General features: G+C 35.3%; 21 protein-coding genes and 1 other RNA gene. 6 read left to right on the top strand and 16 right to left on the bottom strand.

The annotated features are described in order from the left end of the window. Positions 1 to 6 precede the first annotated feature (6 nt). From dnaG to FYJ80_RS08440, 5 genes are all read left to right on the top strand, one after another. Entirely contained in the window at positions 7 to 1,851 is a 1,845-nt protein-coding gene (dnaG, locus tag FYJ80_RS08460; protein ID WP_154425939.1) for a DNA primase, read from the top strand. After that, a complete protein-coding gene (gene rpoD, locus FYJ80_RS08455; protein WP_235899619.1) occupies positions 1,844 to 4,267 on the top strand; it encodes an RNA polymerase sigma factor RpoD in 2,424 nt (807 codons plus the stop codon). The genes dnaG and rpoD overlap by 8 nt, the downstream gene beginning before the upstream one ends. 20 nt (positions 4,268 to 4,287) lie before the next feature. Next, complete coding sequence (locus FYJ80_RS08450; RefSeq protein ID WP_154425937.1) at positions 4,288 to 5,115, top strand: zinc ribbon domain-containing protein; 828 nt, start codon at positions 4,288 to 4,290, stop codon at positions 5,113 to 5,115. A 12-nt stretch (positions 5,116 to 5,127) separates the two neighbouring features. Then, an RNA gene (gene rnpB, locus FYJ80_RS08445) (RNase P RNA component class A) lies at positions 5,128 to 5,459 on the top strand. A gap of 22 nt (positions 5,460 to 5,481) precedes the next feature. Continuing rightward, positions 5,482 to 6,258: a hypothetical protein gene (locus tag FYJ80_RS08440; protein ID WP_154425935.1), complete on the top strand. Its 777-nt coding sequence runs from the start codon at positions 5,482 to 5,484 to the stop codon at positions 6,256 to 6,258. On the opposite strand, the gene mazG is transcribed toward FYJ80_RS08440, so the two are convergent. After that, complete coding sequence (gene mazG / locus FYJ80_RS08435) at positions 6,245 to 7,060, bottom strand: nucleoside triphosphate pyrophosphohydrolase (RefSeq protein WP_154425933.1); 816 nt, start codon at positions 7,058 to 7,060, stop codon at positions 6,245 to 6,247. The two genes, FYJ80_RS08440 and mazG, sit on opposite strands and share 14 nt — an antisense overlap. Before the next feature lie 107 nt (positions 7,061 to 7,167). On the opposite strand from mazG, the gene FYJ80_RS08430 reads away from it, so the two are divergent. Continuing rightward, positions 7,168 to 8,469 (top strand): hypothetical protein, encoded by a 1,302-nt coding sequence (locus FYJ80_RS08430; protein WP_154425931.1) that lies wholly within the window; start codon positions 7,168 to 7,170, stop codon positions 8,467 to 8,469. A 554-nt stretch (positions 8,470 to 9,023) separates the two neighbouring features. Here FYJ80_RS08430 and FYJ80_RS08425 read toward each other — a convergent pair. The 15 genes from FYJ80_RS08425 to FYJ80_RS08355 form a co-directional block, all read right to left on the bottom strand. Beyond that, the gene (locus FYJ80_RS08425; protein WP_154425929.1) at positions 9,024 to 9,758 is read right to left on the bottom strand and encodes a hypothetical protein; all 735 of its coding nucleotides are present in this window, start codon (positions 9,756 to 9,758) and stop codon (positions 9,024 to 9,026) included. Between the two features lie 34 nt (positions 9,759 to 9,792). Then, on the bottom strand, positions 9,793 to 10,482 hold the full coding sequence (locus tag FYJ80_RS08420; RefSeq protein WP_154425927.1) for a tetratricopeptide repeat protein: 690 nt from the start codon (positions 10,480 to 10,482) through the stop codon (positions 9,793 to 9,795). Positions 10,483 to 10,546: 64 nt separating this feature from the next. After that, positions 10,547 to 12,223, bottom strand: a complete 1,677-nt coding sequence (gene rpsA / locus FYJ80_RS08415) for a 30S ribosomal protein S1 (protein WP_154426003.1) — start codon at positions 12,221 to 12,223, stop codon at positions 10,547 to 10,549. Between the two features lie 46 nt (positions 12,224 to 12,269). Then, positions 12,270 to 12,911 carry a (d)CMP kinase gene (gene cmk / locus FYJ80_RS08410; protein WP_154425926.1) on the bottom strand — a complete coding sequence of 214 codons (642 nt, stop codon included), beginning with the start codon at positions 12,909 to 12,911 and terminating at the stop codon, positions 12,270 to 12,272. Then, positions 12,895 to 13,716, bottom strand: coding sequence for a pseudouridine synthase (locus tag FYJ80_RS08405; protein WP_154425923.1), 822 nt, complete (start codon positions 13,714 to 13,716; stop codon positions 12,895 to 12,897). The genes cmk and FYJ80_RS08405 overlap by 17 nt, the downstream gene beginning before the upstream one ends. Then, positions 13,713 to 14,264 (bottom strand): SMC-Scp complex subunit ScpB, encoded by a 552-nt coding sequence (gene scpB / locus FYJ80_RS08400; protein WP_154425921.1) that lies wholly within the window; start codon positions 14,262 to 14,264, stop codon positions 13,713 to 13,715. The genes FYJ80_RS08405 and scpB overlap by 4 nt, the downstream gene beginning before the upstream one ends. A gap of 2 nt (positions 14,265 to 14,266) precedes the next feature. After that, positions 14,267 to 15,208 carry a segregation and condensation protein A gene (locus FYJ80_RS08395; protein ID WP_154425919.1) on the bottom strand — a complete coding sequence of 314 codons (942 nt, stop codon included), beginning with the start codon at positions 15,206 to 15,208 and terminating at the stop codon, positions 14,267 to 14,269. Then, positions 15,208 to 16,257, bottom strand: coding sequence for a recombinase RecA (gene recA / locus FYJ80_RS08390; protein ID WP_154425917.1), 1,050 nt, complete (start codon positions 16,255 to 16,257; stop codon positions 15,208 to 15,210). Before recA ends, FYJ80_RS08395 begins: the two co-directional genes overlap by 1 nt. A 52-nt stretch (positions 16,258 to 16,309) precedes the next feature. Continuing rightward, positions 16,310 to 16,762 (bottom strand): D-aminoacyl-tRNA deacylase, encoded by a 453-nt coding sequence (gene dtd / locus FYJ80_RS08385; protein ID WP_154425915.1) that lies wholly within the window; start codon positions 16,760 to 16,762, stop codon positions 16,310 to 16,312. Further along, entirely contained in the window at positions 16,759 to 17,421 is a 663-nt protein-coding gene (gene rpe, locus FYJ80_RS08380) for a ribulose-phosphate 3-epimerase (protein WP_206361038.1), read from the bottom strand. Before rpe ends, dtd begins: the two co-directional genes overlap by 4 nt. Positions 17,422 to 17,485: 64 nt before the next feature. Further along, on the bottom strand, positions 17,486 to 17,935 hold the full coding sequence (locus tag FYJ80_RS08375; protein WP_154425913.1) for a DUF6672 family protein: 450 nt from the start codon (positions 17,933 to 17,935) through the stop codon (positions 17,486 to 17,488). Beyond that, positions 17,935 to 19,032, bottom strand: a complete 1,098-nt coding sequence (locus FYJ80_RS08370) for an ABC transporter permease (RefSeq protein WP_154425911.1) — start codon at positions 19,030 to 19,032, stop codon at positions 17,935 to 17,937. The genes FYJ80_RS08375 and FYJ80_RS08370 overlap by 1 nt, the downstream gene beginning before the upstream one ends. Then, on the bottom strand, positions 19,029 to 20,096 hold the full coding sequence (locus FYJ80_RS08365; protein ID WP_154425910.1) for an ABC transporter permease subunit: 1,068 nt from the start codon (positions 20,094 to 20,096) through the stop codon (positions 19,029 to 19,031). Before FYJ80_RS08365 ends, FYJ80_RS08370 begins: the two co-directional genes overlap by 4 nt. Further along, positions 20,096 to 21,700: a sugar ABC transporter ATP-binding protein gene (locus tag FYJ80_RS08360; protein WP_154425908.1), complete on the bottom strand. Its 1,605-nt coding sequence runs from the start codon at positions 21,698 to 21,700 to the stop codon at positions 20,096 to 20,098. The genes FYJ80_RS08365 and FYJ80_RS08360 overlap by 1 nt, the downstream gene beginning before the upstream one ends. A 111-nt stretch (positions 21,701 to 21,811) precedes the next feature. Next, on the bottom strand, positions 21,812 to 23,026 hold the full coding sequence (locus tag FYJ80_RS08355; RefSeq protein WP_154425906.1) for a DUF3798 domain-containing protein: 1,215 nt from the start codon (positions 23,024 to 23,026) through the stop codon (positions 21,812 to 21,814). Positions 23,027 to 23,184: the final 158 nt, after the last annotated feature.

The raw sequence follows: 23,184 nt of genomic DNA, 5'->3' as shown, positions 1-23,184 counted from the left end.
TTTGCTTTGCCGATATATTCTGATAAAACTATAGAAGAGATTAAACGTAAACTATCAATAGTTGATGTTGCAAGCTCTTATACCCAAATATATCAAAAGAGTGGAAAGCCTTGGATTAAATGTCCCTTTCATGGTAATGGGCAAGAAAGAACTCCTTCATGTAAATTAGATATTGAAAGCTCACGTTATTATTGCTTTGGCTGTCATGCGACAGGAACAATGTTTAATTTTGTTATGGAAATGGAGCATTTAACATTTCCAGAGAGTGTTGAGTTTCTTGCAGAAAAGGCTGGAGTTGAGCTAGAGAAGACAGATAAGAAATCATCTAATACTAATAAAGAAAGAGAAGAGAGAGATGCTTTATTTGATCTTTATGACAGATTAACAAAGACCTTCTCCTATATGCTATTAAAAACAGAAAGTGGAAAAAGGGCTCTTGATTACCTAAGAAAGAGAAAGATTTCAGATGAAACTATTTTACGCTTCTCCTTAGGCTATGCTCCTCAGGATCCTAAATGGTTATATGATTTTCTTAAGAGTAAGTCATATAGTGATGAGGCATTAAAAAAGAGTGGATTATTTAGTAGTAATCACTATCCGTATCCACTATTTGCTAATCGTTTAATGTTCCCTGTTAAAAATTGGCAGGGTAAGATTGTAGCCTTTGGTGCTAGAGATCTCTCTTTTAGGGAGAATGCTCCAAAGTATATTAATACACCTGAAACTGTAATATATTCAAAGAAGCACAATCTATATGCGTTTTATGAAGGTCTAGATGTAATAAAAAAGGAAAAGAGTGTAATAGTTTGTGAGGGAAACTTTGATGCAATTTCCTTGCAGCAATCAGGTATAAGAAATGCTGTTGCACCTTTTGGTACTGCATTTACTAGTGAGCAGGCAGATTTAATTTGCAGATATTGCTCTCATGTAGATTTACTCTTCGACTCTGATGGTGCTGGACAGAAGGCCACAGAGAAGGCAATAGTAATGCTTCAGGAAAAGAATATAGAGGTAGGCGTATTAAGAATTGAGGGCGCTAAGGATGCTTCTGAATTACTAGAAACAAAGGGTGAAGAGGCTGTAAAAAACATATTACTTAATAAACAGACAGGATTTAGCTATCTTGTCAATAATGGCTTGAATTTGTATAATATACGGACGCCAAAAGGCAAATCTGATTTCGTATCGTATTTAAAGGACTTTATCAACGCAACTCAAAGCCAGGTTGAGAAGGAAAGCTATGTACAACGAGTTAGTGAGCTTCTTAGCGTTGGTCAAGAACAGATTTACTCTGATCTTAACCGAAACCCAGTGGTTAGAAAGGTATATGAAAATCCAATAAGGGAGGAGCAGGTACATTTTGAGCCACTAAATACAAGTGCTATCTCACTTGATTTGTATTTGATGTTAATCTTTGCAAATCATAGAGAATTATTCTCTGAGTACACTAAGGTTTTAAACTTTGGTGATCTTAAGGATAAGGAAGCACAAATGATCTTTGTAGCGCTTGAAAACATGCGTCGAAGCAATATGGGCACAAGTGATGAGATCTTCTTATCGCTTTTTGCTGACGAGAGAGTCCGCAATGATGTTAATACGTCCTTTGAACTAGAGGAGTTCAGACGTGAGCGACCACAGGTCGTTATAGATGAGATTCTTGATCGTCTTAGCTTAAGAAAGAAGGAAGAGGAGCGTCAATTAATTTCTGCCCAGTTGAAACAGGGTGAGCAGGATGGCATTGCAAATGAGGATCTTAAGACTTTATTAAATGAAAAGTTCTCAATCGAGAAGGAAATTTTAGAGCTTAAGGACCGTCTTTTCAATGACAGAAGGGTAGTAGATAATGAATGAAGAAACAAGGAATCTTTTAATTAAAGAACTCACAAAGAAGAGCATAGAGAGGGGTGGGTATATTCTAAAAAAGGATATAAATGCACTCTTAAAAATGAGTGAGGATGAATTAAATAAGATATCCAATGAAATTGATGATCTCATCGCTGAGCTTAGTGATAATGGAATTGAATATCATGAGGATGAAAGCGAAGTTAATAGTGATGAACCTACAGCTGAAGTATTAGAGGAAGGTGGGGATGATCTAGATGATTCATTCTTAGAAGAGGATCTTGGAGATGAGAACCATGAAGATGAGTATGCTATCCCAGAGCCTAGTGATGCTTCAACTGAAATATCCCACGATGATGACGATGATGAAGACTACGATGAAGAGGAAGATGTTGATAATGATGCACCTACTATTTCATCTTGGTCATCTGAGGATGAGCATGTAGGCTCATCTGAGCAATATGTAGATATCTCACAGATTAGTGATTCACATGACCATGAAAGAAGTCATACTATCTTAGGCTCTGATAAGGGTGAAACAAGTGGTGATGACCCTATTAGATTATATCTTCGTGAGATTGGTAAAGAGAATTTGCTCGATGCAGCTCAGGAAGTAACTCTTTCTAAGCAGATGGAATCTGGAGATGAAGTAATTCGTTCTGTTATTAGAGAGAGTGGTGTACTTATCTCTATGTACACAAAAATCTATCAGCAGATTTCAACAAAAATCGATGAGGATGATGATTCTATCTCTCCTGAAGAGCTTAAGAATTTAATTAGTAAGCAAAAGCACTACTCTTCAAACTATAAGGAAGGTCTTAAGGTCGCTAACAAATATTTAAAGGATTATAACGACCAAATCCAAAAAGCAATTCTTACAGGTGAAGAATTAATTAATGATGAAAGATTCAACAAGAAGAGAGATGAGTTAATGAAGCTATACCTCGGTGGCTTTGAGGTTAAGCTTGATGACGTTGAATTCTTTGATGATGATAATAAAAAGGATTTAGCTAAGTTCCTTGGTGTTGATGTAAAGGACCTTAAGGAATATGAGTTAAATGAATATGTAAAGATTACAAACCCTTATGGCAATAAGATGATTGTCAAGAAGGCAAATATCATCGATAAAAATGAGTCCTCTATTTTTGCTTCTTCAGAGGAGGTAATAGAAGGTGCTGAGGGTGAGGAATTTGTAGAAAACGAAGAAGATGGTATCTCTGCAGCTTTAGAGGTTGATGAAGCATATGAAGAGGCTGTTAAGCAGGTTTCTGAGAACAGTACATATGTTCCTATTTGGTACTATCCTATGGTAATTCAGCAGGAAGAAATTGATGAGCTTACTGAAAAATTTATTCAAGCTGCTGATTTTATTAAAGAATGTACAGATAAAAATAGAATTTTAACTCGTAAGCTTCAAATCGCTAGTGATGGTGATATCGCAAAGGAATTAAGACAGCTTGGACGTGATCTTGCAACAAGAAGTAAGGTTGCTGGAATTGAAGAGCGTCTTGGTCTTAGTGCCGATGAGATTAAGCAGGATATTAAAGAGCTTCAGATAACTGAAAAGAAGCTAAAGCAGATATGCTATGAGTTTGAATCCTTTGATGATCGTTTTGACCCAAATAATCCAACTAAGGAGCTTAGAACTGGTACTCAAAAGATTCTTGATAACGTTAAGACTATCAAGAGTGGTCAGAAGATGATGAAGGATGCTAAGGACCGTCTCATTAAGGCTAACCTTAGACTTGTAGTATCAATTGCTAAAAAATATACCAATAGAGGCTTACACTTCTTTGATCTTGTACAAGAGGGTAATATTGGTCTTATTAAGGCAGTTGAGAAGTTTGAATATAGAAAGGGCTTTAAGTTCTCTACATATGCAACCTGGTGGATTAGACAGGCTATTACTCGTTCTATTTCTGACCAAGCTAGAACAATCCGTGTTCCAGTACACATGATTGAGCAGATTAACAAGGTTGTAAGAGAGTCTAGATCTCTATTACAGTCCTTAGGTAGAGAGCCGACCGATGCAGAAATTGCAGAGCGCCTCGGATGGGATGAAAAGAAGGTTAAGGCTGTTAAGAACGTTTCTCGTGAACCAATTTCTCTTGAAACACCGGTTGGTGAGGAGGAAGATAGCTTACTTTCTGACTTCATCGAGGATAAGGATGTTGAGAACCCAGCTAATCAGACTGCATATGTTCTTTTACAGGAGCAAATTAAAGATGTTCTTACAACTCTACCTGCTCGTGAGCAGGAGGTCCTTCGCATGAGATTTGGTCTTGACGATGGATATCCATTGACACTTGAAGAAGTTGGGTTGTATTTTGATGTTACACGTGAACGTATTCGTCAGATCGAAGCTAAGGCTTTGAGAAGACTACGCCACCCTAAACGAAGTAGAAAATTAAAAGATTACGTTTGATCTTTGAGGAGTGAAATATAATGGCTGATAAAGATTTACAGCAAATCGACAATCTCCTTCTCACATTACAGGATGTGTTAAGGGTAAAATTTGATCTTGAAAAAGAGATTGAATTACTTCCTGAGAATCTAAAGTCTCAAAAGGAAGAGCTTGCAGTAGCAAATCAGAAGTTCTTGGAGCTTAATGATAAGTATCTCAAGGCAAAGGAAGATGCTGCTTCTAATTCTATCCGTTATGATGAAGCATTTCAGACAAGAACAAATGCTGAGAAGATGATGGATTCTATCACTACTCAAAGAGAGTATGAAGCACTTTCCAAGCAGATTGAAGAGGCTAAGATTAAGGAAAATGGTCTTCTTAGAGCTAGAAATGCTTCAACAGCACTTGTTGAACAGCTTAAGACTCAGCTCGATGAGCAGGAAGCTGTTTGTGATGCTATTAAAGCTGATGTAGATGCTAAGAATGCTGAAATTGATAGTATTATCAATGAGAAGAAGCAGCAGATTGCTCAGCTCGAAGAAAAGTGTATTGAGATCAAAGAGCAGGGTATTAGCGATGAGATTTACACAAAGTTCTGTAATATTGTAAAGAACAAGAGTGGTGTAGGTATTGTTGCTATTCATGGCCAGGTATGTCAGGGCTGTCACATGGTATTACCAGTTCAGTTTGTTAACGATGTAAGAATGGGTAATACAACAGAGTATTGTCCTTATTGCTCAAGAATTCTCTACTATGAAGAGAGCGAGGATAGTGATATCGACTATTCAGCAGCATCTTATGGTGATGAGGGTGATGAAGAAGCTCTTGCAGATGTTGTTGATACAGGTGATTTCGACGATCTTCTTTAATTGTTAATTCAATCGGTTAGCTAGGCAGTCGCTTCATTAGGTTGGAGAGGAAAGTCCGGGCTCCTAAGGACAAGATGCTGGGTAACACCCAGATGCAGTAATGCAATAGAAAGTGCAACAGAAAGTATACCGCCTTCGGGTAAGGGTGAAATGGTAGGGTAAGAGCCTACCGCACTTACAGTGATGTAAGTGGCATGGTAAACCTCGTCTGGAGCAAGACCAAGAAGAAAAGTGTCCCGTCCTTGACTATACTTTTCGGGTAGGTTGCTTGAGCCTACAGGTAACTGTAGGCCTGGATAGATGACTGCCGTTATACAGAACCCGGCTTATTGCTAACCGATTATTATTTTTATTTGGAGGTAAGATGTGAAACTTAGAATTATTTCTATACTCATTCTTATCTCTTTTCTTTTATCCTCTTGCTTTAAAAGCTTTGATTACAAAGCTAGCTATGAAGCTGGTAGCTATGACTTAGTAATAGAACATGCAAATGAGGATCTATCTCATAAGCTTAATCAAGATGCAATTTACTATCAATTTATGAGCCACTTTAAGCTTGGTTACATAGATGATTCTTTACCTTCTGCTCGTTTATATGTAGCTTGCTATAATAGTGTTCAGGATCAGAGATTACGTGATGCATTAAGAATATTACTATTTTATTCTAATGATGCAGAAAAATGCTTTGCTGGTCATATAATGAAAAAGTATTATACCTTATCAGAAGCTGAGATGAATGCATACTTTACAGCTCTTATGAGAACTGAGGATTATCAGGAAGCAGATATAATTTATGCTGAAAGTAAAGTAGCTCTTTCAAATAAGGCTAGATGCATGATGCTAATTAATGGCAAAGCCTCATCAGAGCTAATAGTAAGTGAGCTACGTGATTTAGATGAAGCATATGATGAGGATTTTGATTCTATCTTAACTCAAGCGATAAATGTGCTTAATGAAAGAGGTGAGGGTAGCATGCTACTTAATCTTGCTATTAAGCATTATAATTCATCTAATGATGCATTAGCCTTAGCTATTGGTGATATATATTTCTATGAAAATGATTACAGCCTGGCTCGTAGCTATTGGTCTAATGCATATAAAAGCTATCCAGAGGAAGTAAAGCTAAGGCTTACATACCTCTAAGCTTTACTTCATCCCATAATAAATTCATTTCATCGACATGGTCTTTATCAATGGTAATACCACGCTCCTTTGCAAGCTGAAATACTGCCTTAAAGCGATTAGTTATCTTTTCATTAGCTCTTGCAATAGCAAAAGCAGGATTAACATGTACAAATCTAGCTAGGTTAATTACAGCTGAAAATAGATCCCCAATTTCTTCTTCAAGATTATCATTATCCTTATGCTTTAAGGCTAATATAACTTCATCTAGCTCCTCATATACCTTATCAATAACACCATCAACATTTGGCCAATCAAAGCCAACCTTTGAAAGCTTTTTCTGTATCTCGTAGCTTCTCTCTAGAGGTGGAAGAGAGTGAGGTATATGATCTAGCTTAGAAATAGGGTCAGCAGCCTTCTTTTCTACATTTTCTTTAACACTGTAATAGGACTTTAACCCTTCCTCCATATTATGTACTACAACATCAGAAAATACATGTGGGTGCCTTCTAATGAGCTTTTCACATACATCATTTATTGCATCATATGGAGTAAAGTCTTTTTGCTCTTCATGTATACGGAGAATCATCATAGCATTAATAAAAACATCACCAATTTCTTCTCTACAAGATGATACATCATTATTATTAGCACCCTCTAAATACTCATAAGCTTCATCTAATAAGCTTGCAAGAGAATCCTTATTATGAAGTGCTTTATCATATGGACATCCATTTTCACTTCTTAATATTGTTACAATATCATATAGATTCTGAAATGCATCTTTTGTGTTTGTTGCTTTATTAAAATTATAGTTAACCATGTGGTTATTCTAGCCATAGAATAAATGGTAATCAATGGTTTAGGAATATATTAATTATTGTATATTAAACTCTTATATTATATATTTTTGATTTGAAGGGGATATTTATGAAAAAAACAAAATTTTGTTTATTTATTTTTTTGTTACTAATTTTATTTTCTTGTAACAACAATACTAGTACACCTGAAAATATGCAGAAAAGCTATGTACCAATTTTTAAAACTGAGGTAAATAGCAGAGGTTTAATTAATATGGTGCCAGATGGTAATCCATTTACAAATATGAAGGATGCTTCCAATATTATGACTTCTTTACCATTAATGGTTGGTATTTCTGAAGCAGAAGGTTCCTTTGATTCTCTTACTCAAAATCTTTCAAAACAAGATGGAATTGGTGATTTAGGATTTGATATTAAACTTGATAGCGCTAACTCAAAGCTATTATCTGATGGATCTTCTTTCCTAATATACAATGTTTATGAAGATAACCAACAGGTAGGCTTTATTGAATATGTTTATAACCCTGCAACAAAAAGCTTTTCATATAGACAAAGTGTAATGCTTACTATTTGTATGAAGATGGGAACAGAAGTTGTACCTATACTTGTTTCTCCATATACCGTTGAATACACAAATATTCCTCTAACTATTAGCAATGGAATTATCTCATATGTAGTAGGGGAGTATAAAGATAATTCATTTATAGATAATGGAATTGCCGATTTTATAATGCTACAATATGGTATTACAAAAAGTTTAGAATTCCAGAGACAAATCCTTTCTTCTAAATTCGATAATGGAATATATTATTCAGTTTATAGACCTACAAGCTTTATTAAGAAATTAAATACAAAAGAAGCAGAAATTCTAGATATATTAAGTACTAGTACTAATAATACCGTAAGTACTTTACCTATACGTACTACAGATCAAGCTAAAGCTATGAAAATTGATACATTAAATAGTTTTATTAAATATGCTTATAAATCAGGAGAAAAAATTGTAAGTCATAATTATAGTAGCTTTGATGATTTTAATGCAGCATCAATTAAAGAATATAATTTTGAATCAGAAGCAAATATAAACGCTGATTTTGCTGAAAACCCTGTATGCTATGATACCATAAATAAAAAAACAGCTAGTGCAAAGTATATGGATCCTACCTATAGCCCTGCATTTAAATATATTCTTGATAACTATGATAATAATAATATTGTTATACAATCATTACCTGGTCTAACTTTTTCAAATGATGATAACTTTGGTTTTCCTCATTTTGGTTATACTTTGAATAATAATGATGAATCAACAAAGAGAGCTTTTATTAAAAAGCATTTAATGAATTGTGGAATACCAGTAGGTGCTATTACAGAAGACTTCTTAAGTAAATATAAAATAAGTTTACAATAAATTATTATTGATAATAAAAAGATTGAATCTAATAGTAAAATAGATGAGGTAAGTAATCTTGCCTCATCTTCTTTTCTATGGCTGGAAGACCATTTTTTTAATATAGGAAATGCTTAACTTTTGTAAATGTATTTATAACTTCCATTTTCATCCTTCTGAATAATTAAATTAAAAATAATAGGGGAGTTGTAGAGCTTGTAGTTATTAAACATTTAAAAAGTATGTGTTTGAGTTCAATCTTAAAATGAACTTGAAAAATTATATAAGGACCATTTAAATCTGCAATTATTTTATACAGGGGTGATTGTATTAATACCAATAATTATTAATGAAAATAATTTTACCAACCATATTAGCACCTATGTTGTAAAAGAGATTTAAACTTATTTTGCATTACCCCTATATCTCACTATTATAGAATGCTATATCCTGTAATAATACATATCCTAGTTGACAGAATATCGATTATATCTAATTTTTAATAGGGCGTTTTAGACAAAAATTAGTACTACTATAGATATTAGATTAAATTTTCTTCTAAAAATGAGCTTAAATTAATATTTTATTGGGATATCAGCTACACTAAATAGCTCTGTCCAATAATCATTAGAGAAATCTGATGTTGTTGATTTAGTTACGTTAACTGCAGCAAAAATATGAATATAAAATTGATCTGAGCTGTCGCTATTTCTTCTATATTCAAGATTGTCGGATTCAAGGAACTTTTTATTTCCTGTATAGCGATATAATTCTTTTTCATTTGAATTTTTATCGTTAGTTAATAAAATTGTAAACCCATCTTCTTCTTGCTTTAAGGACAAAGTAAACTCAGTACCATATTGATTAAAGGTATAATCAACATTATTAGCTATTGTATATCCTGGTGCATAGATTTCACTATTATATTCCTTTAAAGGATAAAGATATAATTGATTATCATTTTTTGTTATTTCAACAATACCTGAATCTCGCTTAATTGTAACAGGAAGTCCATTAACTCCACCAGTACCTCTATAATCGGTTTTAAACTGGCTTATAAACGAGCTTGCATATGCATCACTACTTTGATTTGTAACTGTATAAAGTAATAATACAGATGGTGAATATTGGTTTATTTGACCATTATAAAAATAGCTAGAATTTATACTATTTGGATTAAATGTTAAAGTAAATTTATTACTTGATTTTCTACTACTTACTATTACAGATGAAGAAAAGTCCTTAATTGAAGGAATACCACAGGATACAAAAAAAAGGAGGATGACGAATAAAGTTAGAAACCTTTTCATATAATCCTCCTTATGAACAATAAACTATAATTAATTATAGTACAATTATTCTTGAAGCAGCAAGCTTTCCATACTCACCGGTTGTACCAAACTCATCTACGAGCTGCTGGTATGTTGCCTTTGCAAGCTCACTATCACCCTTCTCTTCATAGATTCTAGCTACATTGAAAAGAGCCTTCTGGCTTTCAGCAGCATTCTTGCCATATGAATCCCATACCTTGTTGTATAATTCAAGTGCCTTATCCTGGTTACCTGCATTTTCATATGAAGCAGCACCATTAATTAAAGCAAGAGCGCCAAGATATGTATTGTTAGCAGAAACACTTACTTCTTCAAAGATTGAAGCAGCATCTGAATAATTCTTCATATCAAAGCTATATAATCCCTTGAGATATTTAGCCTTAATACCTGGATAACCCTTGCTTGATGAGATAAGAGCGTCAGCATCAGAAACAAATGTATCAGCGGCAGTTTTATACTCATCTGATGTATTATCCATATTAATTAATGCAGAATACTGGCTATCAAGCTTAGCAATAGCAGTAAATTCTTTTTCAGATTTATTTGAATTAACAGTAACAATTATGCCAATAGCAATTACTACAATTAGAACAACTGCAGCTACAATAGCTAAGACCTTACCATTTTTGCTGAAAAACTTTTCAACAGAACCTGCTAATTTCTCTGTTTTTGTGAGTTCAGGTGTATTTTCTTTAGCTTTCATCTTTACCTCATTTAAATAGTTAGGCGGGATATTCCCCCGCCTAGACTTAAGTTAGTCAAAGAGATTAGTTCTCTTTCTTTGCATTGAGCATATCAGCAAGAGAGAAAGTATCTGAATCATCCTGAGAATTTGACATGTACTTAGCCATCTCATTTTCCTGGTTCTTCTTAATCATCTCTTTTACTGAGAGTGAGAGCTTCTGAGTCTGTGGATTGATTTCAACAACCATAGCTGTGATTGAATCACCAACCTTGTAGTTCTCGAGAATCTTATCATCGAATTCCTGATCAGGACCAACAAGATTGAACTTGCTAATAAGACCTTCAATACCACCATCAACCTTTACAAATACACCAAAGTCTGTGATGTTTGAAATTTCACCAGTGATGATAGAATTCTTTGGGTGATTCTTTCTAAGAGCCTGCCATGGGTTACCCTCAAGGTTCTTTACAGAAAGGCGGATTCTTCTGTTTTCTGGTTCAACTCTTGAAACAGCAACATCAATTTCATCACCTTCAGCACAGAACTGGCTCATATTCTTAAGCTTCTTAACCCAAGATACATCATCAATGTGTAAGAAACCATCAATACCTTCTTCAAGGTTTACGAATGCACCACTATTTGTGATCTTTACAACCTTACCCTTTAGAACCTTACCAACTGGGTATCTTTCTTCAATAGTATCCCATGGGTTCTCAGAAAGCTGCTTAAGACCAAGTGAAACTCTCTTCTTATCGAGGTCATAACCAAGAATCTTAGCTTCAACTACATCACCAATGTTTAAAACTTCCTTAGGGTTTGTAATCTTCTTAGTCCATGAGAGCTCTGAAATGTGAGCAAGACCTTCGATACCTGGTTCAATTTCGATGAATACACCAAATGATGTAAGCTTTGTTACTGGAGCTTTTACAACATCACCAACATTATAGCGCTGTTCAAAGTTAGTCCAAGGATCTTCCTGCATGTGCTTGAGAGAAAGGTTAATCTTCTGTGTCTCTGGATCAACATTGATAAGTCTGAGCTGGATAACCTGACCCTTCTTAACAAAATCCTTTGGTCTTGTTACATGGCCCCAAGACATATCGTTGATATGGAGAAGACCATCGAAACCACCGAGATCGATGAAAGCACCAAATGAAGTGAAGCTCTTAACCTCACCCTGAACAACATCACCAATCTGAACAGAACTAAAGAACTTTTCCTTGTTCTCCTTGATGATACCTTCTAGGTACTCTCTTCTTGAAACTACACTCTTAAGCTTTGTGCTTGAGTGGAACTTATCAATGATGAAGTAATCTGTCTTTCCAATTAAGGAATCAGTATCTTCAACTCTTGAAACATCTGCCTTTGATAATGGGCAGAAACCTCTATAATCTGCACCAAGATCGACCTCATAGCCGCCCTTGATTACTTTTAAGAACTTACCAAGGATAGGTGTTCTGTTTTCTGCTGCTTCCTTGAGAGCTTCTGTTCTCTCCTTAGCATCGGCCTTCTTCTTTGATACGATGACCTGACCACCCTTACCTTCCTTGTTAATGATAGCAACATTTACCTTATCACCAACCTTTGGTAATTCGATAAATTCATCAACAGGAATCTTTCCTTCGCTCTTGTAGCCTACATCTACAAATACATAGTCGTTATTTAACTGTACAACAGTTCCGGTTACGATCTGACCGTCTTCAATGCCAGCAAGTGACTTTAGATACTGCTCTTGCAGTAATGACTGCATGTCAGTCATCTGAGTTTCATCTTCCACTTCTTTTGCTCCTATAAAATTACGTTTGTTATGTTAAATCTTTTCCCATAACAGAAACAACTTTCTCACAAACTTGGTCAATGGTCAAGTAAGATGTGTCAATATATATAGCATCTTTTGATATTTTTAACGCACCAACCTCTTTATTTTTATCATTTTCGTCTCTAAGAATAATATCCCTTAGGACTTCCTCGTAGGTTTGTCCCTCTGGATGCTGTTTTATTCTTCTCTCAGCTCTAATTTCAGGAGAGGCATCAAAGTAAAATTTATACTCTGCATTTGGGAAAATTACAGTAGTTGTATCCCTACCCTCTGTAACAATATCCATGTTAGCTGCAACCTCTCTTACTCTAGAAGTAATAATTTCTCTTACTCTAGGATCCGAAGAAACATATGATGCATTTAAATCTACATCAGGACCATGTAGCTTATCCTCTACATCCTTACCATCAATACAAATATTACCATTATTAACACTAATATTTATTTGCTTAGCGCTCTCAAGTACACTCTCTTTATCCTTAGGATCTAAGCCCTTTTGTAGATGAGCATATGTAACAGCTCTATAAAAGGAGCCTGTGTTTAGAAAATAGAAGCCTAATCTCTTTGCTAATAGCTTAGCAATAGTACTTTTACCGCATCCAGCAGGTCCATCAATTGCTACTATCATTGCGCTTTTCCCTCTCTAATCGTTTTTGGTCCTTCTCTCTCTTTAAAGCTGCACCAAATTTCTTTCTTTCAACTAATGTTGTCTTTCCTGCAAGTAAGCCTTCAATTTCCTTCTTACTTAGATCTCTATATTCGCCAGGAACCATATTACCAAGAACAATACAGCCTATCCTAATTCTAGTAAGACCCTTTACTTCATATCCAAGGAATGAAAAGATTTTTCTTATCTCTCTATTTTTTCCCTCAATTAAAGTAACCTTAATATAATCCTTTCTTCTTGGGACAAATTCATAGGATTTAATTCTATAAGGCTTGTCCATATCGATATAAAGCCCCTTAATTGCTTTATTTAAATCCTCAACAGTACACATTCTATCTAGGTGTACAAGATACTCTTTTTCTATTTCCTTAGAAGGATGCATTACCTTGTTTGCAAAATCACCATCATTTGTAAAAAGGATTAAGCCATTTGAATCACGGTCCAAGCGTCCAACATTAAATAGAAGATTTTGATCTCTAATTTGAATTAATTCACGAGCATATTTTGTTTCGTTTGGATCAAAATTAGTACAAACATATCCCTTTGGCTTATTAAGAGCTATATAGTATGTTTTATCTATTACCTCTACAGTTTCAGTATCAACCTGGACAATATCATCCTGGTTAACCTTTACTCCCATTTCTCTTACAGTTTTATTATTTACCATTACACGCCCATCTTTTATGAGCTCTTCACAATATCTTCTGCTTCCACATCCACATTTAGCTAAATAAGCCTGTAGCCTAATAGGATACTCTATAATCATTTATCTTCTCCTTCGCCTTTATCAAATCGCATTCTATCAATATCTGAGAGCTTAGGCAAATCACTTATAGATTGTAGTCCAAATTCAAATAGAAATTTTCTACTTGTTCCATATAAGCATGGGTGTCCTTGAACATCCTTTCTACCAACAATCTTAATATACTCTCTATCTCTTAAAAGTCTAACAATAGTATCTGAGGTAACACCTCTTATATTATCTATTTCCTTACGAGTAATTGGCTGTGAATAAGCTACAATAGAAAGAGTTTCCAATGCAGCACGTGAAAGTCTTTTATCAACCTTTTTTCCATAGGTTTGTCTTAAATCATCATATAAATCACTACAAGGCGCAAAGCAAACACTCTCATCATCATTTTGCTTTAAGAAAATACCATGTCCCTGATTTTGATAAAGCTTATCAAGCTCCTTTAAGGCTTTTTCACAATCCTTTTCACTTAGATTAGACATAGCTGCAAGCTTTTCAATTGTTAAAGCTTCATTTTCAATAAAAAGTATTGCTTCAACTATTCTAGCTTCATGTGAGAGCATCCTCAATCCTCCTCATCTAAGAGATTTTCCTCATCTCCAATATACTCAATTTCTTCTTGAGCCTCTTCTTTCTCTAGCTTTTCTTCTTCCTCAAATTTTTCTTTAGCTTCCTCTGTTAATATAGAGAAATCATCTGCATCCTGAAGATTATGCTCAACAATCTCATCATATGCTTTATCAAATTCATCTGCATCTCTTTGATCAAAATCTAAAGGCCTCTTTGTGATATATATTTCTCCGCAATTAACATCCTGTCTAATTAAAATCATCCTAAATTTACATGATTCCAATATAGCCATGAAGGAACAAATAATGTGAAGAGGATTATTAAAATCCTTTATTAATAGAGATAATGTTATTTCCTCATTACTCTCTAAAAGCTCCTGCATTAATGCAATCTTTTCCTTCACTGTTACCTCCTCATAAACGTTAAATAGCTTATTAGGAGCAATTTGACTGACTAAGGACCTATAGGTATCAAAAAGAGCTTGAAGATCAACTCCCTTAAATAGATCCTCATCCTCAAAAGGAAGAGCAAATAAATTTTCCTTTCTAGGAATGTAGAAGCTATCACTAGTATTTACACCCATTAATAGATCTGTATATTTTTTAAACTTTTGATAATCAAGAAGTCTATCTACAAGCTCTCTTCTAGGGTCCTCATACTCTTCATCAAATTCAACCTCTACAGGAAGAAGCATCCTTGATTTAATGTAAAGTAAATCAGCTGCCATCTTATAGAAGTCAGCTAGGTTACGCAGTGTTGTTTTATGATTTTCAATATACTCTATAAACTGCTCAGTAATTTCAGATATAGGAATATTATAAATATTTATTTCTGCTTTTTGTATTTGATATAAAAGTAAATCAAGCGGGCCTTCAAACTCCTCTGTTTTAAAGACCTGCTTAACCTCACCAAAGTTTTCCTGGCTCTCTAATACCATCACTCTTCTGTAGGAGCTGGAGCGCTCTCTTCTTCATCATGACTAAACATTAGCTTTCTTAGACTTGCTACCAATTCCTCTGTAATTTGAGGATTGTTTGTAAAATAATCTAAGGTCTTATCTCTACCTTGTCCAATTTTCTCACCATTATAGCTAAACCAAGAACCAGATTTCTCAACAAGCTCATATTTTAATGCTGCATCAAGCATAGAGCCAACGTAGGAAATACCTTTACCAAAGAGTAAATCAATTTCACACTTTTTAAATGGAGGTGCAACCTTATTCTTTACAATTTTAACTCTTACACGGTTTCCAACGATTTCATCCTGGCTCTTTCCGATAGATTCAATCTTTCTAACATCCATTCTGACAGATGCATAGAACTTTAATGCATTACCACCTGTAGTTGTTTCTGGGTTACCAAACATTACACCAATCTTCATTCTTAGCTGGTTGATAAAGATGATAGTTGCATTGCTCTTTGCAAGAATACCTGTGAGCTTTCTTAAAGCCTGGCTCATAAGTCTTGCCTGTACACCCATGTGTGAATCACCCATATCACCTTCAATTTCTGCTTGAGGAGTTAGAGCTGCTACAGAGTCAATAACTACAATATCAACTGCACCTGAGCGTACTAGAGATTCTGTAATCTCTAGAGCCTGTTCACCATTGTCTGGTTGGCTTATCCATAAATCATCGATATTTACACCTAAATTCTTTGCATAGGTTGGATCAAGAGCATGCTCAGCATCAATAAATGCAGCTGTTCCGCCACTCTTTTGACACTCAGCAATTGCATGAAGAGCTAAGGTTGTTTTACCTGAGCTTTCTGGTCCATAAATCTCAATGATTCTTCCCTTTGGATACCCACCTACTCCTAAAGCTTCGTCGAGCAGGAGAGATCCAGATGGAATAGCTTCGATATCGAGAGTATTTTTTGCATCTCCCAATCTCATGAGTGAGCCTTTACCAAATTGCTTGTCGATTTGGGCTCTTGCTGCTTCAAGCGCTTCCGCCCTAGCCTTTTTTACATTCTCATTTTTTTCCATAATTTTTTTATCTCCTGCTAATAATACAAAAAAAATTAAAAATTTTTACAAATTATTTAAAAAGATCACGACTATCTAGGACAAAAGTCTCTGGACCATCATTTACGTAAGAAACCATCATGTGTGCACCGAAGACTCCAGTACTTACCTCATATCCTAAATCCTTTAGGTATTGTATAGCTTTTTCGTAGAATAGCTTTGCCTTTTCTCCTGGAGCGGCACTATCTAAGGAAGGTCTATTACCAGCATAAATATTTGTTTCTAGAGTAAATTGGCTTACAAGTAAAATACTACCATTAACGCTCTTTAAATTTAAATTCATTCTCTGATTTTCATCCTTAAAGATGCGCATCTTTAATATTTTATCAAAAAATGGAATTACATCCCTTTCTTCATCATTTTTTGCAACGCCAAAGTAGATAAGCATTCCATCCTTAATTTGGCCAACTACATTATTATCAACTGTGACCCTTGCATCGTGGACAGTTTGAATAACAGCTTTCATTGACATTTCCTAATTAAATCATTCATCTTATTAACAAATTCAGCCTTATCCTCACTTAAAAAGAATGCTGAACCTGTGACAGCTAAATCAGCACCTGCTGTTGCTACATCCTGGACTGTTGATAGATTTACTCCACCATCAACACTTATTAAATATGTGTAATCTTCCTTTTCTCTGATATCTCTAAGCTCTACAACCTTATCTAAGCAGGACTGTATTAGCTTTTGACCACCATAGCCAGGATTAACAGTCATAATAAGAACTAAATCAACCATATCAAGTATTGGTAAAATCATTGATACTGGAGTTGATGGTACAATCGAAACTCCACATTTTATTCCAGCACTTTTAATTTTCTGTAAAACTCTATGAAGGTGGATCGTGCTTTCCTGATGAACAGTAATTATATCACTTCCTGCCTCAATAAAGGCATCTAGCTTATCCTCAGGTCTTTCAACCATTAAATGTACATCGAAGGTAATATTTGTATTTCTTCTTATATCCTTAATCAGCTTTGCGCCAAAGGTTATTTCTGGAACAAAGCTTCCATCCATTACATCTAAATGTAAATACTCAAGACCTAATTCATCTACCTGTGATACTGCTTTTGCAACATTTGAAAAATTGCATGAAAGAATTGAAGGAGCTAATTTCATCATAGCTGATAATTATATACAAAAAAACTTATAACATAAAGGGCTACATTTCTGTAGCCCCGATAACTTATTCAAAAAATACTGCTGTGTCATCTGTTACGATTGCTTCTGTCTGGCTTTCAACACTCACAGTTTCAATTATAAATTCACTCATCCACTCAGCTTGATCAAGCCCTGCCATAAAAGCTGGAAGATTGATGATTACATTTTTCATCTCAAGAGGAATTCTAAGCTTAACCTCTTTAGTCTCTCCGTCAGCTTCAACCTTGAATTTATGAGTTTGATTTACAACTGTAAATACATCTCTATCTCTCTTTGCAAGTCCAAGAGGCTCTTGCTTATCTACAGTAACATCAACCCAGCTAAAGGCCTTATAGGAGCCATAATCCTTATTATCGATATAGATATTATGCTGCTTTCCTATAACATACATCCAAATAGCAACTAGGATAATGATTAAAATAGCAATAAGACGGATATAAAAGGTTTTAGTTGGCTTTTTAAATTGTAGCTTCATTATTTATCCTCCTCTTGCATTAAAGCGAGCTTCTTACCTCTTTCAAGCTTATCTCTCTTCTTCTTTAATTCATAGAGAACTAGTGAGAGTGTAATAACGCCGTAGGAGACAAATACTCTGAAATACTCACCAAGCTGTGCTTCTCCGATAAGGTTCTTTCCTGCATATGGAGATACATAGAACATTAAGTGGAAAAGTATAACACCCAAGAATACGTTTCTAATATTTGCTTTAGATACTGAAGCACCACCAACTAATAGAGCTGCAGCAGAGAACATACCAATTTGGTTATGGCTATTATATGTATTTAAGGTTCCCATGTTCTGAAGATAAATAATCATTCCATATCCAGCTAATACAGTTGAAATGATGATAGATAATATTCTTGTCTCTTCAACCTTAATACCACTATCTCTAGCAACCTCCATATCCTGGCTAACTGCTCTCATATCTTGTCCAAGCTTTGTTTTTCTAAACCAAATAATAAATAAGCAAAGTAATGCAATTACTAAAAAGGTTGCTAAAGGAATACTTACTCCAGCTATCTTTAATGGAATTAAATTATCTAAGCATTTTCTTATTCCAATAAGGTTTACAGTATTTCTAATACCATATCCTCTTGGAAGCAGAATATCTGATTTAATTGGAATAATTACACCCATTAAAAAGAGTACAATTAGCTGGTAAACACCATTGATAAAGAAGCCAATGATGTAGCTAGTTACCATCTCTCTACCCTTTGCCATATTGAGGATTTTTCCACAAATATATCCAAGGAATATTGAAATAGGTGTTGAAATTATAGCAGCAAGAATCATACCTGGAATTCCAACAATTCCCCACTCAGTTATAAATATTAATCCGATTTGGCCTGCCATCGCTCCTAAGGTCATACCGAAGTTAAGACCCATACCAGCCATAATAGGAATTAAAAGTGAGATAACTAAGAAGCTATTTCTTGCAAGTCTAGTCATCATCTCATTAGCTATTGCAGTTGCAGAGAAGCCAGAAAACATTATACCAAAGATACCAATTACAATGAAAATAATTGGTACTAAGTTATCTAATACAAAGGACTTTATATTAGTTTTTTTCATTTTGCACCCTCCGTTTTTCTTGTGAGAGCGTAAAGAATCATACCGTTAGATACTATAATTCTTATTACCTCACTCATATCTGTATGAACAAGTGAGTTCATTACAGATGGTGTCATCGTGACAATACCCTGATAAAGGAGAGTACCGATGATTACATTTGAAATTGTTGCTTTATTTACAGAAGCACCACCAATTAGAATTGCTGATACAGCAGGAAGAGCCATGTAGAATGGTCCCATATATAGCTGTATAAAGCCAAATGCCTGTTGATAAGCTAAAATACCAATAGCACCAAGAACTGTAGACATTATTACAGAAAGTGTTCTTATTGAGTTAACATTTATTCCAGATGCTCTAGCAAAGATTGGGTTTGAGCCAACAGCTGTCATTGCAGTTCCTTTCTTTGTATGTAAGAACGCCCACATTAAGAAAGCAAAGAAAGCAAAGAATAGTAAAGATCCTGTAGGGATTACTAGGTTTCCAATCTTAATCTGTAAGAAGTCACTTAAGATGTGTAAGTAATATCCCTCGGTTGAGATTGTTGTTCTCAATCCAGTACCCTTATAGCCCCAAACCATCTGTGGATTATTATATGGAAGCAGGAGCCACATCATACACATAAAGGATACGATTGCATAACCTACATAGGTAGCAATCATCATCTCACCACCCTTTACCTTGTTTAATAGAACTCCATAAGCCCAACCAAAGATAATTCCAAAGAATGTTGCAATTAATACTGCCATTACAAAGGATAATCCACCAGTGAAGCCTAACTGCATTGAAATTGTACCACCGAGAAGACCGGCTATAATTCCTACTGGTAGACCAAAGTTAAGGCCACATCCAGAGTGAATCATTGGAACCATTGCTAGTACCATAATACTATTCATACCAAAGCGCTGGAGAACATCTGAAATACTTTGTGTAATACTTATTCCTCCAAGTGGTGCAATAATAAATAGCATTATTAAGAACAATGCAATAATTAATCTTGGCCATCCAAAGGAGTCAATGAAGTCATTAATAAATTCCTTTAAGCTTTTACCTTCTGTCTTATTCATTACTTCTCTCCTTCCTTAACCATATCCTTAGCACCTACCATCAAATAACCAAACTCCTCACTTGAGGTATGTGCTGGTAATATTCCTGCAACCTTACCATCTGTAATGATCGCGATTCTATCACATGTAGTTCTAAGCTCCTCAAGCTCTGATGAAACCATAATAATAGTTGTACCAGCTTCCTGATTGTATTTTTTGAGTGCTTCAAGAACTAGCGCCTTAGCTCCTACGTCAATACCTCTAGTAGGCTCACTTACCATTAAAAGTCTTGGTTCAAGAGCAAAGGCCTTTGCAAGACAAATCTTTTGTTGATTTCCTCCCGATAGCTCCTTAGCCTTTTGCTTTGAGCTAGTACATTTTATTTGAAGCTCATCGATGTATTTTTGAGTAACCTCTTCAATTGCCTTTTGGTCTCTCCACTTAATAAGCCCATTAAAATATTTCTTTAAATATTTATCCTGAGCCTGCATAGCGGTAAAGGAAACGTTCCACTCTAGTGATTCATCTAGTAATAGTCCAACTCCTCTTCTATCCTCAGAAACAAAGGCTAAGCCTTCCTTTAAGCAGAGCTTAGCATCATTTAATTGAATTTCTTTTCCATCAAAGATAACCTTACCGCCTGCTTGATAGAGACCCATAATTCCATTTGGAATACCAAGCTTACCCTGTCCAGCTAAACCACCAATACCAAGTATTTCTCCCTTCTTAACAGAGAGATTTACATCTCTTACAATCTCACCCGGCATGTTAACCCATAGGTGTGAGATATTCATTATTTCTGGAGCATCACTATTCTCTCTCTTATTCTCTGAGATGCCTTTAACCTCACGTCCAACCATTGCCTTTGTAATTTCGCGGACGTTAGTTTTATCCTTCTCGAGCTCGCTAATAATACAGCCATCTCGCATTACAAGAATCTTATCACAAACCTCCATAATCTCACCTAATCGGTGTGTAATGAAGATAATTGAAATTCCTGAATCAGCAAGCTTTCTCATTGTTTTAAGAAGAGTTTCTGCTTCCTTTTCAGTTAAAACAGCTGTTGGTTCGTCTAGGATTAACAATTTCATTTTCTCTCGAGAAAGCTCACGAGAAATCTCTGTAAATTGCTTATGACCTACCGGCATCTCACTAACAACCATTTCAGGAGATAAGTCAACGCCTAGCTTATTAATAGCTTCAACAGCTTTTTTTCTCATTTCCTTTTTATTAAGAGTATTTAACCTCTCTCCAAAAATCTCTGAGGTAACATTGTAATTTACGCTTTCACGATTTAGCTGAATATTCTCTGTTGAACTAAAATCTGGAAGTAAGCTAAATTCCTGGTGAACCATTCCAATACCAGCTGCGAGAGCATCAAAAGGAGTTTCAAAGTGAACCTTCTCTCCATCTAATATAATGTCTCCTTGGTACCCACCTGTTTCAGTGATATCCTTCATTCCAAAAAGAATCTTCATTAATGTACTTTTACCAGCACCATTTTCTCCGACTAGACCCATTATTTGGCCCTTTTCTAGAGTAAAGTTGATGTCTTTTAGTACGACATTACCGAAGAAATCTTTTTTTATCCCTCGTGCTTGAAGGAGCATGGGAGCTTTATTCATATTTTTCTTCCTCTTTATGTGTGGTTTAATGCTCTAAGATAAGTTTTATCCAAGAACATTAAACCGGAGAGAAAATCTCTCCGGATTAGTAAAAAATTACTTAAAAAGCAACTATTTGATTGTGAAATACTTCTCTGGTACTTCTACATCAGCGTTACCCATGAAGCCTCTACCACCCATGATATAAGTATCCTGGTAGATAAGAACAGCATTCTTAGATCTTACGCCTGTTGAAGCATTTGTATAGAATGAACCATTCCAATTAGCACCTGGTGTGAACTTGTTATAAGCCTTCCAAAGGTCGTTAAGATTTGTAGGCTGGCTTTCACCCTTAATACAGTTAATAGCGTGCTGTCCGAGAGCTGCAGACTGTGTATAGCCATATGAGTAAGCCCATGTACCAAATCTGTTAGCACCACCCTTAGCTACGATTGCAGACTCAACCTTGTTGAGGATAGCTGAGAAGTTACCCTGCTCTGCAGTAAGGTCAAGACCAAGAGCACCAGGATATCCCATGAGAGGAGATGGAAGGTCAGCTTCGATGAAGTAACCACCATACTGTAGGAGCTGCTTGAGAAGAGGCTCTGTATGAGCATCGTTTGTACAGAAGAATGCAGCATTTTTACCATACTGGTTAATCCATGCTGGAACCTTCTCAAGAATATACTGCTGAGCACCTGCAACACCTACATCTGATGTTGGGTCTGGAGCTGTCTCAAGAACAAACTTCATGCCAAATTCATCACAAGCTGCCTTCATGATAGCAACACGGCGGCTCATTGTTTCATATGACATATGTCTTGGGAATGAGATATGTACGAATGTATCACATCCAAGCTCATGAGCTGTTCTGATGATGAGATAACCACGTGCAACGAAGTCATTGTTACATACTAAGTCTGCAGTTGTGCTAATTACTGGAATATCCTCATGTGATTCACCAGCAAAGCATAAGATATCAGGTCTCTTCTCCTTAATCTGGCGGAAAGCCTCAGTTGTACCAGGAACTGCCTGGTTAACTACTACAGCCTTCATTAAAGGATCATCTGCAAGACCAACAATTACTGCGATTGTTGTTTCCTGCTCATCCATGAAGTTATCAGGATAAGTAACATGCTGGATAATACCACCATCCTTAACTGCACCATACTCAGCGATAAGAGCCTCAGCACCTCTAAGGTCATCTTCACTCTGTGAAACAGTACCTGTAACGATACCTACATGGAACACATCTGAAGCTGGAGCTGCTTCCTCTTTAGCACCATTAGCAAAAACAAAAGAAACAGCTAGGAGCATTACTAAAAGAGCAACAGAAAGTTTTTTCATTTTTCCTCTCTCCTTACTTTAAATATTTTTTGAAATGATACGAGTATATTTTTTTTTCTTCAATCTTTTTTGGAAATTTTTTTTAAGTATTTTATTCACTAATAAATAATTCCTTGGACTTTATTAAAATAAATAGTCATTTGTTAATATTAATACAT

This window comes from Bullifex porci, from assembly GCF_009695635.1.
GTDB classification, from domain to species: Bacteria; Spirochaetota; Spirochaetia; order Sphaerochaetales; family Sphaerochaetaceae; genus Bullifex; species Bullifex porci.
The sequence above is the reverse complement of the archived record's forward strand: the minus strand, read 5'-3'. Positions and strand labels throughout refer to the sequence as shown.